We start from the raw sequence: 10,701 nt of genomic DNA, 5'->3' as shown, positions 1-10,701 counted from the left end.
TGCGCCGCCGCGGCGGCGCGGGCGCCGGCCGTCCGGATGCGGCTCTGCTCCTGCTCGCCGCAGCGGAGGACACCGACGGTGCGCGCTCCCGGATGCGCGCGCTGGCCGGCGCAGCCCACCGCCCCGGGCGCCCCGGCGACCGCACCGCACGGCGCATCGCCGCCGTGCTGGCGGCAGCCGAGCGGCCGCGGATCACCGAAGCGGCGCTGTCCGCCCTCCCCGACCTGCCCGAGCACTACCGGGTGCGGCTCGGCGGCGCCGCGGCGGTGCGCCGTGCCCGCATCCTGTTCGAGAAGGGGCGGCTCGCCGAGGCCGAAGACGCCGTTCAGCCCTTCACCGGGGCCGCCGGCGGCCCCGGCCACCCGACGGCCGCGCTGCTCGCCGAACGGCTCGCGGGGGAGCGCCGCGCGCTGGCCGAGGACCCGCCGCCGCGGACGCGCGCGGCATACGCGGACGCGGTCCCGGGCCGCGTCCTGCACCTGGTGTCGAATGCGCTGCCGGTCGCCTCGGCCGGCTACACCGTGCGCACCCACCGCATCGCCGCAGCGCAGCGCGCGCTGGGGCTGGAGCCCTCCGTCGCCGCGTTCCCGGGCTGGCCGGAGGCGGGGCTGGACGGGCCCGACCGGTGGCAGCTGGACGGGGTGGACTACCGCGCGGTGCTGCCCGGGCAGCCGCTGCCGGGCGGGCTCGCGGGGCGGATCGACGCCGGTGTGGCGGAGGTGGCCGCTCTCGTCGCCGAGCTGCGGCCGGCGGTGCTGCACGCGGCGGGCGACCACCGCAACGGCACGCTGGCGCTGCGGGTGGCCGCCCGGACCGGGCTGCCGGTCGTCTACGAGGTCCGCGGGTTCGGCGAGGAGACGTGGCTCGCGGCGGTCGGCGAGGAGGCCCGCGGCAGTGAGCGGCACCGGCTGATCGTGGCGCGCGAGACCGCGGTGGCCCGCCGTGCCGACGCCGTGGTGACACTGTCTGCGGCGATGCGGGCCGAGCTGGTCGGCCGGGGGGTCGCCCCGGAGCGGATCACCCTCGCCCCGAACGCGGTCGACGCAGAGCTGCTGGCGGCCCGCCCGGACGGCGCCGCGTTCCGGCGGGCGCACGGCATCGGCCCGGACGAGTTCGCGGTCGGCTCGGTGTCGAGCCTGGTCGGCTACGAGGGGTTCGGCGTGCTGGCCCGGGCGGTGGCGCTGCTGCGCAGCAGGGGGGTGCCGGCGCGGCTGCTGCTGGTCGGCGACGGCCCGGACCGCGGGCAGGTGGAGCGGGCCGTCCGGGAGGCGGGCCTGGACGATGCGGTGCTGCCCGGCCGCGTCCCGCCGGATGCGGCGCTGCAGGCGCAGGCAGCGCTCGACGTCCTCGCCGTGCCGCGTACCGCGGCGCGGGTGTGCGCGCTGGTGACGCCGCTCAAGCCGGTCGAGGCGATGGCCCTGGGCACGCCGGTGGCCGCCAGCGACCTGCCGGCGCTGCGCGGCCTGCTCAGCGGCGCCGACCGCCCCGGCGACACGGGCGGTGCGGGCGGCGGCGCCGGTGCGGGCGCGGCAGGCGGCCGCACCGCCGGCCTGCTGGTGGAGCCCGAGGATCCCGCGGCCCTCGCCGCCGCTCTGGAGCGGCTCTACCGCTCCCCCGCCCTGCGCGCCGAGCTCGCCGCGGACGGACGCGCGATCGCCGCCGCGCTCACCTGGGACCGCGTCGCCGCAGCGCACCTCGACGTCTACACCCGCCTGGGTGCCGCCCCGTGAACCGCGCCGCGCGGACCGGGTCCGCGCGGCGGCCGGGCGGCCGCGTAACGCGCTGAACTGCCGCGCCCGGCGCGGCGGTGCAGGGCCCGGGCCCCGCACCGCAGGAGGGACGCAGCGGCGGGTACGGCGGAGCGCCGGATGCGGCCGTCCCAGAGCGCAGATCCGCTCCGCCGGCAGGGCGCAGGGCCGGACCCGAGCGCGCGGCGCCCCGCGGGTCGCGCTCAGGGCCGCAGCACTGCCCCGGGCGGACTCCCGCCCTGCGGTAGCCGGCGGCCGGGCTCCGAGCACCGCAGGGCCCGCGGGGCGCAGCCGGTGCCCGGGACGGGAGGCGGCAGTTCGGCTAGGGCGTGTTGGGTGAATGGCGTTCACCGCGCAGCAGGACAGGTGCCCACCCAAAACGCCCTAGCGGACCGGGTGCCCGTGGGCGGCGAGGTCGGCCTTTGCGGCGCCGATGGTGACGTCGCGGAAGTGGAAGATGGAGGCGGCGAGCACGGCGTCGGCGCCGGCCTCGACGGCCGGGCTGAAGTGGCCGGCGGCGCCCGCGCCGCCGCTGGCGATCAGCGGGATGTCCACGACCGCCCGGGCGGCGCGGATCAGCTCCAGGTCGAAGCCGTCCCGGGTGCCGTCGGCGTCCATCGAGTTGAGCAGGATCTCGCCGGCGCCGAGCGCGGCAGCCCGCTCGCACCACTCGACCGCGTCGGTGCCGGTGCCGCGGCGCCCGCCGTGCGTGGTCACCTCGAATCCGCTCGCGGTGGGCGGCCCGTCGGCGACCCGGCGGACATCGGCGGACAGCACCAGGACCTGGTTGCCGAACCGCTGGGCGATCTCCCGGATCAGCTCGGGCCGGGCGATCGCGGCGGTGTTGACGCCGACCTTGTCGGCGCCGGCCCGCAGCAGCCGGTCGACGTCGTCCGGGGTGCGCACGCCGCCGCCGACGGTGAGCGGGATGAAGACCTGCTCGGCGGTGCGGCGCACCACGTCGTAGGTGGTCGCCCGGTCGCCGCTGGAGGCGGTGACGTCGAGGAAGGTCAGCTCGTCGGCGCCCTGGGCGTCGTAGCGGGCGGCCAGCTCCACCGGGTCGCCGGCATCGCGCAGGTTCTGGAAGTTGACGCCCTTGACGACGCGGCCGGCGTCGACGTCGAGGCAGGGGATGACGCGGACGGCGAGGCTCACCGGCGGGCCTCCTCGCGCACCGCGGCGAGGGCGTCGGTCAGGGTGAACGCGCCCTCGTAGAGCGCGGTGCCCATGATGGCGCCCTCGACGCCCTCGGGCACCAGGCCGGCGATGGCGCGCAGGTCGTCCAGGCTGGACACGCCGCCGCTGGCCACGACGGGCTTGTCGGTCCGAGCGCACACCGAGCGCAGCAGGTCGAGGTTGGGGCCCTTGAGGGTGCCGTCCTTGTTGACGTCGGTGACGACGTAGCGGGCGCAGCCCTCGGCTTCCAGCCGGTCCAGGGTGGCGTCGAGGCTGCCGCCGTCGCGGGTCCAGCCGCGCGCGGCCAGGGTGGAGCCGCGGACGTCCAGGCCGATGGCGATGCGGTCGCCGTGCTCGGCGATGGCCTTCGCGCACCACTCCGGGTCCTCCAGCGCCGCGGTGCCGATGTTGACGCGGCGGCAGCCGGTGGCGAGGGCGGCCGTCAGCGAGTCGTCGTCCCGGATGCCGCCGGAGAGCTCCACCTGCACGTCGAGTCGGCCGGTGATGTCGGCGAGCAGCGGGCGGTTGCTTCCGCGGCCGAAGGCGGCGTCCAGGTCGACGAGGTGGATCCACTCGGCTCCGGCCTCCTGCCAGGCCAGTGCGGCCTGCAGCGGGTCGCCGTAGCGGCCGCCGGAGCCGGCCTTGCCCTGGACCAGCTGGACGGCCTGGCCGCCGGAGACGTCGACGGCCGGGAGGAGTTCGAGGGTGGTGGACATGGTCTCGCCTTCGTTTCGGGGTCGGGTGCGGCGGGCGGCGCGGGGCGCTACAGTCCGCCGACCCAGTTGGCCAGCACGCGCGCGCCGGCGTCGCCGGACTTCTCGGGGTGGAACTGGGTGGCCGACAGCGGGCCGTTCTCGACGGCGGCGACGAACGGCGCGCCGTGCGTGGCGCGGGTGACCTTCGGCGCCGCGATACGGGCGGAGGCGGGCTCCAGCTCCCAGTCGAGTACCGCGTAGGAGTGCACGAAGTAGAACCGCTCCTCGGGGCCGATCCCCGCGAAGAGCCTGCTGTCCTCGGCGATGTCGAGGGTGTTCCAGCCCATGTGCGGGACGATCGGCGCGTCCAGCCGCTCCACGGTGCCGGGCCACTCGCCGCAGCCCTCGGCCTCGACCCCGTGCTCGACGCTGCGCTCGAAGAGGATCTGCATGCCGACGCAGATGCCCAGCACCGGGCGCCCGCCGGCGAGCCGCTTGCCGATCACCCGGTCGCCGCCGACCGCCCGCAGCCCGTCCATGCAGGCGGCGAACGCACCGACGCCCGGCACCACCAGGCCGTCGGCGTCCAGTGCCGTGTGCGGGTCGGCGGTCAGCACGGTGTCGGCGCCGGCCCGCTCCAGCGCACGCTGCGCCGAGCGCAGGTTGCCCGAGCCGTAGTCGAGGAGGGCGACGCGTGGTTGCACGTCGATCGTGCCTTTCTGTCGGGTGCGGCGCGGGGGTGCGTGCGGGCGGTCTCCGGCGAGGGGCGCGCCAGGGCGGCGCGCAGCAGGACAGCGGCCGCCCGGCACGCCCTAGAAGTAGCCGAGCCGGAGCACGCCGCCGGCGACGGCGAGGGCGGCGCACGCGCCGAGAGCGGCGGCCAGCACCCGGGACCTGCCCCAGGTGGAGTAGGCCCCGCCGGCGAGCACGCCGCCGAGGGCGACGAGGGCGATGCCCCAGATGCTCTCCATCACCGCACCCCGCTGCCCGCGCCGCGGGGCGCTGCGCCTGCCGTGTCGGTCCGCACCGTGTCCTCAGTCCTTCCGTGGTTCCAGGCCTGGCTGCTCCGCGCCGGCGTGCGCGGTCCGCCCCGCCGCCCGGAGCGCTACAGGGCGCCCTTGGTGGAGGGGATGCCGGTGACGCGCGGATCCTTCTCGCAGGCCGACCGCAGCGCGCGGGCGAGCGCCTTGAACTGGCACTCCACGATGTGGTGGGCGTTGCGGCCGTAGGGCACGCGGACGTGCAGCGCGATGCGCGCCTGCGCGGTGAAGGACTCCAGGATGTGCCGCGTCATGGTGGTGTCGTAGTCGCGGCCGATGACCGGCGCCATCCCCTCGGGCTCGGAGTGCACCAGGTAGGGGCGCCCGGACACGTCGACGGTCACCTCGGCGAGCGCCTCGTCCAGCGGCACCTTGGCGTCGGCGAAGCGCCGGATCCCGGCCCGGTCCCCGAGGGCCTCGTGGAACGCAGCGCCGAGCGCGAGCGCGGTGTCCTCCATCGTGTGGTGGGAGTCGATGTGCAGGTCGCCCTCAGTGCGCACGGTGATGTCGAACAGCCCGTGCTTGGCGAGCTGGTCGAGCATGTGGTCGTAGAAGCCGACGCCGGTGGCGACGTCGGCCGTGCCGGTGCCGTCGAGGTTCACCTCGACCGACACCTTGGTCTCCTTGGTGGCGCGTTCGACGCGGCCGGTACGGGTCATGGTGGTGCTCTCCTGGTGCGCCGGGCGGCGGCTCGGGGGCGGCCCTCAGGCCGTCGCCTTGAGCAACGCCTCCCGGAATGCGGACATTTCCTCAGGGGTCCCGATGGTGGTGCGCAGCCACCGCGGCGGCCCCGACTGGCGGATCAGCACGCCCGCCTCGAGCATGCGCGCGAAGACGGCCTCGCGGTCGTCGAATTCGCCGAACAGCACGAAGTTGGCGTCGGAGTCGGCCACGGCGAAGCCGCGGGCGCGCAGCCAGTCGACGAGCGCGTCCCGCTCGCTGCGCAGCCGGTCGACGCCGCCGAGCAGCTCGCCGGCGAAGTCGAGGGCGACGCCGGCGACCGCCTGGGTGACGGCGGAAAGGTGGTAGGGCAGCCGGACCAGCTGCAGCGCCTCGACGACCGCGGGGTGCGCGGCCAGGTAGCCGACGCGGGCGCCGGCCAGCGCGAACGCCTTGGACATGGTGCGGCTGACGATGATCCGCGGATGTTCGGCCAGCAGGCTCAGCGCGCTGGGCGTGCCGGCGCGGCGGAACTCGGCGTAGGCCTCGTCCACCACGACCACGCCGGGGGCGGCCTCGGCGACCCGGGCCACCGTCTCCACCGGCAGCGCGGTACCGGTGGGGTTGTTCGGCGAGGTGAGGAAGACCACGTCGGGCTGGTGCCGCTCGACGGCGGCGACGGCAGCGCCGGGGTCGAGGGTGAAGTCGGCGCCGCGCTGCTCGGCGACCCAGGCGGTGCCGGTGACGCGGGCGATCACCGGGTGCATGGAGTAGGACGGCTCGAAGCCGAGCGCGGTGCGGCCGGGACCGCCGAAGACCTGCAGGATCTGCTGGAGGACCTCGTTGGAGCCGTTCGCGGCCCACACCCGGGAGGCGTCCAGGCCGTGCCCCAGGTACCCGGCCAGCGCGGTGCGCAGCGCGGTGGCATCGCGGTCGGGGTAGCGGTTGAGGCCGCGGGCGGTGTCGGCCACCGCCTCGGCGAGCGCGGCGGCGAGCCGGTCCGACGGCGGAAACGGGTTCTCGTTGGTGTTGAGTGCCACCGGGACGTCCAGCTGCGGCGCACCGTAGGGGTGCATCCCGCGCAGGTCGTCGCGGATGGGCAGGTCGGCGAGGCCGAAGCCGCCGTCCGCCGCGGCGCTGCCCTGGCCGGCGCCGGTCGCGCTGTCGTTCACACTGCCGTCGTTCACGCTGCTACCACTCGCACTGTCGTCGTTGTGCCGGGCGGGCTGGGGCCGGCCGCGGGTCCGGGGCTTGCGCAGGCGGCCCGGCGCCGGGCCGCCTGCCGGCGGGGTCAGGGCCGCGGGGCGGGCCGCCCGACGCGGGCGGTGACCGCCTCGCCGTGCGCCGGCAGGTCCTCGGCCTCGGCCAGCGCGACCACGTGCGGGGCCGCCTCGGCGAGCGCGCCGCGGCCGTACTCGACGACGTGCACACCGCGCAGGAAGGTCTGCACGCTGAGCCCGGAGGAATGGCAGGCGCAGCCGCCGGTGGGCAGCACGTGGTTGGAGCCGGCGAGGTAGTCGCCGAGCGAGACCGGGCTGTCGGGGCCGACGAACACGGCGCCGGCGTTGCGCACCCGCGCGGCGGTGGCCTGCGGGTCCGCCGTCATGACTTCGAGGTGCTCGGCGGCGTAGGCGTTGGCCGCCGCGAGGCCCTGCTCGAGGTCGTCGACGATGACGATGCCCGACTGCGGCCCGGCCAGAGCCTCGGCGACGCGGTCGGCGTGCTTGGTGGCGCGCACCCGCTCGGCGAGCTCGGCCTCCACTGCGTCGGCGAGTTCCGTTGAGGGGGTGATCAGGACCGAGGCGGCGACGGTGTCGTGCTCGGCCTGGCTGATCAGGTCGGCGGCGACGTGGCCGGGGTCGGCGGTACTGTCGGCCAGCACCGCGATCTCGGTGGGCCCGGCTTCGGCGTCGATGCCGATGCGCCCCTTGAGGAGCCGCTTCGCCGCCGCCACCCAGATGTTGCCCGGGCCGGTCACCATGTCGGCGCGGGGGCAGCTCTCGGTGCCGTAGGCGAACATCGCGACGGCCTGGGCGCCGCCGGCTGCGTAGACCTCGTCAACGCCGAGCAGGGCGCAGGCGGCGAGGACGGCGGGGTGCGGCAGGCCGCCGAACTCGGCCTGCGGCGGCGAGGCGACGGCGAGCGAGCGCACGCCCGCCTCCTGGGCGGGTACGGCGTTCATGACGACGCTGGACGGGTACACGGCGCGGCCGCCCGGCACGTACAGGCCGACCCGGTCGACCGGGATCCACCGCTCGGTGACGGTCCCGCCGGGCACAACCTGGGTGGTGGTGTCGGTGCGCCGCTGGTCGCGGTGGACCAGGCGGGCGCGGCGGATGGACTCCTCCAGCGCTGCGCGCACATCCGGGTCGAGCCCGGCCAGTGCGGCGGTGATCTCCTCGGCGGGCACCTTCAGCCGGGCCGGCTCGACGCCGTCGAAGCGGCGCGCCAGCTCGATGAGTGCGGCGTCGCCGTGCGTGCGCACCTGCTCGGCGATCGGGCGGACCTTCTCGACGGCGGAGTCGACGTCGGTCGCGGCGCGCGGCAGGAGGTCGCGCGGGTCGCCACTGCTGCCTCGGAGGTCGATTCGGGAGATCACGGGGCCAGTCTAGGGGCCCACGGGGCGGTCTGGGCGGCGGACGGGGCGGGGTTGGCCACACTGCGGGCGCGGGCGGCCGGGCCCCGGACGGCCGCGGCGGTGCGCCGAGGCGCCTTCGCGCCGCACCCGCCGCACGGATCGCCGCACTTTGGTATTCCTTACCTCAGAATGGTGCGGCAGGCGCCGGCCGCGCCACCCATAAACAAAGGTTTGCCTTATCGAACAAAGGAGGCCCTTAGTGAGGGAAATTGCGCTCCATTTATTCGACATCGCCTTTTTCCGGGGCTAGGGTCGGAGACATGACTTCACGAAGCAACGAGCACGGCCTTTCCAAGTTCCATCGCCTGCTGATCGACCAGATCCGGCACGAGTTCACCGCGTCGCACCAGTACGTTGCGGTCGCGGCGTGGTATGACGAGCGGCACTTCCCGCAGTTCGCGCGGATCTTCTACAGCCAGGCACTGGAAGAGCGCGACCACGCGATGATGATTACCCGGTACCTGCTGGACAAGGATGTCCCGTTCACCGTCCCGCGCCCCGACGAGATCACCGTCGAGTTCTCCTCGCCGCGCGAGCCGGTCGCCCTGGCATTGGCGCAGGAGCAGCGCGTCACGGGCCAGTTCCACACGCTGGCCCGGGTGGCCCGCGAGGAGAACGACTACACCGGCGAGCAGTTCCTCCAGTGGTTCCTGCAGGAGCAGGTCGAGGAGGAACACACCATGTCCACGATCCTCGACGTGGTCGACCGCGCGGGCGGCGGCAGCATGTTCGAGGTGGAGACCTGGCTGGCCCGCGAGATGGCGAGCGGAGGCGAGGAGGGCGGCGCCCTCTCCGCCCCGGAGACCGCCGGCCCGTCGGTGAGCTGACCCGCCGGGGCGGGCCGGGCGGCACAGCCGCGCCGACCGCCCCGCCCGTGCCGCCCGGCGGCGGCCGTGCCGAAGTCTCGGGGCCCCGGGCCCGGGTGCACTGCACTCGGGCCGGGGCCCTTCCCGTGCGCCCCCGGCCCGCCGCGCTCCGCTGCCGCGGCGGCGCCGGGCGCCGGACCGGGCCGGCCCGCAGAGGCGGCATAGTGGAGCAGCCGGGGCCGCGGCGGAGCCGTTCCGCGCGCCGCGCATGCAGCCGCGCTGGGCGGCCCCGGCCGGACGCGCAGCTGCGCCGCACGGCGGCGCACGGGAGGGACACCTGGCATGAGCGGGAAGGGCACGCCGGCGACGGCGGCAGCCGACAAGGCGGGCATCAGCTACACACTCCACCCCTACAGCGCCGACCCCGGAGCGGACTCCTACGGCCATGCCGCCGCTGACGCACTGGGCACCGCCCGCGAGCGCGTGTTCAAGACGCTGGTGGCGGAGGTCGACGGCACACTGACGGCGGCGGTGGTGCCGGTGTCCGGCACGCTGTCGCTCAAGGCGCTGGCGGCCGCCGCCGGCGGGAAGAAGGCGAGGATGGCCGACCCTGCCGCCGCCGAGCGCACGACCGGCTACGTGCGCGGCGGTATCAGCCCGCTCGGGCAGCGGCGGCGGCTGCCGACGGTCATCGACGACTCGGCTGCCGGACACGCCACGGTCTTCGTTTCGGCCGGCCGCCGCGGACTCCAGATGGAGCTCTCCCCCGCCGATCTCGCCTCCCTCACCGCGGCGCGCACCGGCCCGATCGCGGCCGAGCCGCACGGCTGAGGAGGCCGCCCGGCCGTGCCGGCAGCGGACCGCCGGGCCGTCCCGGCACAGCGCCGCAGCGCGGCAGTGGTGGGGTGCGCACCGGGCGGCTTCCGCCCGGGGGTGCACGCGGGAAGCGCACCCCCGATACCGCCCGGCCGCCGGCCCCGTGCCGCTGGCGCGCGGCGGCAGGGTGCGGGACCGATCCCGCTGCGCGCCCCACCGGTGCTGACGCGATCCGGGCGGCGCGGGCACTTCTCACGGCCCGGACCCCGCCTTACTGTGGTCTGCATCACAGGTGAATGCGGGGCGGGAGGAGCGGCCATGATCCCGGCGATCGTGTCGGCCACGGTCTCCGTGCACCTCGCGGTCGTGCTCTGCCACTTCGCCGCACGCCGTTCCTTCACCCGGGCGCGCGCCCGCGGACCGCTCCGGCCCGCGCTGGGCGCGGAGGAGCTGACCCCGTTCGAGCTCGCGATGCTCGCCGGCGGCCGGCAGCGCGTCGGCGAGGTCGCGCTCGCCGCGCTGTTCCTCGGCGGCCGGGTCGTCGCCCGCGGCGACGGCTCGGTGTCGCGGCCGGCTCCCGAGCCCGACCCGGAGAGCGCGCCTCCCCCGCTGCGTGCGCTCGCACCGATCGCGCGCGCCCTGGAGGCACGGGTCGAGCCGCGCTCGGCGGTGCCCGCCGACGACCTCGTCGCTGCGGCCGCGGGCGGCGACATGTGCACCGCGCTGCTGTGGCGGCTGCGCCGCCTGGGCCTGCACACCCCGCCGGAGCGGCTGCGCGCGGTCCGCCGGCTCCGCGCGCTCACCTGCGGAACCCTGACCGCCGCCGGCATCGCGGCGGCGCTTGCCGGCCCGGCCCTGCTGGCGCTGGGCATGCGGCCCGATGGCGGCCCCCAGGGCGCCGGCCCGGCCCTGTGCGCGGTCCTGCTGCTCACCTACCCCTTCCACCTGCACCTGGCGTGGCGGCTGCTGGGCGGCCTGCTGGGCGCGGCCGCGTGCGGCGCGGTGGCCGCCGCCGCGGCCGTCGCGGCGGCCCCGGTGCCGTATGCGGCGGCAGCCACCGCCGCGGTGCTCTACGCGTGCTGGTTCGCCGCACACACCGTCTCCGCGGCCGCCCGCGGCCGC

At 76.5% G+C, this 10,701-nt stretch carries 11 protein-coding genes; 4 read left to right on the top strand and 7 right to left on the bottom strand.

Features of this window, described 5'->3' with window-relative positions:
* Nucleotides 1-1,730 (top strand): glycosyltransferase (locus ACYVGT_RS27670; protein ID WP_460863696.1); only part of this gene is annotated, 1,730 nt, incomplete at its 5' end.
* Nucleotides 1,731-2,132: 402 nt separating this feature from the next.
* On the opposite strand, the gene hisF is transcribed toward ACYVGT_RS27670, so the two are convergent.
* The 7 genes from hisF to hisD form a co-directional block, all read right to left on the bottom strand.
* On the bottom strand, nucleotides 2,133-2,903 hold the full coding sequence (gene hisF, locus ACYVGT_RS27665) for an imidazole glycerol phosphate synthase subunit HisF (protein ID WP_460863693.1): 771 nt from the start codon (nucleotides 2,901-2,903) through the stop codon (nucleotides 2,133-2,135).
* Nucleotides 2,900-3,640 carry a bifunctional 1-(5-phosphoribosyl)-5-((5-phosphoribosylamino)methylideneamino)imidazole-4-carboxamide isomerase/phosphoribosylanthranilate isomerase PriA gene (priA, locus tag ACYVGT_RS27660; protein ID WP_460863691.1) on the bottom strand — a complete coding sequence of 247 codons (741 nt, stop codon included), beginning with the start codon at nucleotides 3,638-3,640 and terminating at the stop codon, nucleotides 2,900-2,902. The genes hisF and priA overlap by 4 nt, the downstream gene beginning before the upstream one ends.
* A gap of 47 nt (nucleotides 3,641-3,687) precedes the next feature.
* A complete protein-coding gene (gene hisH / locus ACYVGT_RS27655; protein WP_460863688.1) occupies nucleotides 3,688-4,323 on the bottom strand; it encodes an imidazole glycerol phosphate synthase subunit HisH in 636 nt (211 codons plus the stop codon).
* Nucleotides 4,324-4,431: 108 nt separating this feature from the next.
* The gene (locus ACYVGT_RS27650; RefSeq protein WP_460863685.1) at nucleotides 4,432-4,590 is read right to left on the bottom strand and encodes a hypothetical protein; all 159 of its coding nucleotides are present in this window, start codon (nucleotides 4,588-4,590) and stop codon (nucleotides 4,432-4,434) included.
* A gap of 134 nt (nucleotides 4,591-4,724) precedes the next feature.
* Complete coding sequence (hisB, locus tag ACYVGT_RS27645) at nucleotides 4,725-5,318, bottom strand: imidazoleglycerol-phosphate dehydratase HisB (protein WP_460863683.1); 594 nt, start codon at nucleotides 5,316-5,318, stop codon at nucleotides 4,725-4,727.
* Nucleotides 5,319-5,363: 45 nt separating this feature from the next.
* Nucleotides 5,364-6,491, bottom strand: coding sequence for a histidinol-phosphate transaminase (locus ACYVGT_RS27640; RefSeq protein WP_460863698.1), 1,128 nt, complete (start codon nucleotides 6,489-6,491; stop codon nucleotides 5,364-5,366).
* A gap of 119 nt (nucleotides 6,492-6,610) precedes the next feature.
* On the bottom strand, nucleotides 6,611-7,918 hold the full coding sequence (hisD, locus tag ACYVGT_RS27635) for a histidinol dehydrogenase (protein ID WP_460863680.1): 1,308 nt from the start codon (nucleotides 7,916-7,918) through the stop codon (nucleotides 6,611-6,613).
* A gap of 299 nt (nucleotides 7,919-8,217) precedes the next feature.
* Here hisD and ACYVGT_RS27630 point away from each other — a divergent pair, with 299 nt between their 5' ends.
* The 3 genes from ACYVGT_RS27630 to ACYVGT_RS27620 all read left to right on the top strand — a co-directional run.
* Nucleotides 8,218-8,784 (top strand): ferritin, encoded by a 567-nt coding sequence (locus tag ACYVGT_RS27630; RefSeq protein ID WP_460863678.1) that lies wholly within the window; start codon nucleotides 8,218-8,220, stop codon nucleotides 8,782-8,784.
* A 321-nt stretch (nucleotides 8,785-9,105) separates the two neighbouring features.
* Complete coding sequence (gene ybaK / locus ACYVGT_RS27625) at nucleotides 9,106-9,594, top strand: Cys-tRNA(Pro) deacylase (protein ID WP_460863675.1); 489 nt, start codon at nucleotides 9,106-9,108, stop codon at nucleotides 9,592-9,594.
* A 303-nt stretch (nucleotides 9,595-9,897) separates the two neighbouring features.
* Nucleotides 9,898-10,701, top strand: an 804-nt coding sequence (locus tag ACYVGT_RS27620) for a TIGR04222 domain-containing membrane protein (protein ID WP_460863673.1), incomplete at its 3' end; no start/stop codon positions are given.

This window comes from Nocardiopsis coralliicola (assembly GCF_054779695.1).
Note: the sequence above shows the minus strand (reverse complement) of the source record. Positions and strands in the feature narration are given on the sequence as shown.

What these genes read in the sequence shown, in the direction of transcription:
- priA (WP_460863691.1), bottom strand. Translation starts at nt 3,640, where the DNA reads ATGTCCACCACCCTCGAACTCCTCCCGGCCGTCGACGTCTCCGGCGGC.
- ACYVGT_RS27650 (WP_460863685.1), bottom strand. Translation starts at nt 4,590, where the DNA reads ATGGAGAGCATCTGGGGCATCGCCCTCGTCGCCCTCGGCGGCGTGCTC.
- hisB (WP_460863683.1), bottom strand. Translation starts at nt 5,318, where the DNA reads ATGACCCGTACCGGCCGCGTCGAACGCGCCACCAAGGAGACCAAGGTG.
- ACYVGT_RS27630 (WP_460863678.1), top strand. Translation starts at nt 8,218, where the DNA reads ATGACTTCACGAAGCAACGAGCACGGCCTTTCCAAGTTCCATCGCCTG.
- ybaK (WP_460863675.1), top strand. Translation starts at nt 9,106, where the DNA reads ATGAGCGGGAAGGGCACGCCGGCGACGGCGGCAGCCGACAAGGCGGGC.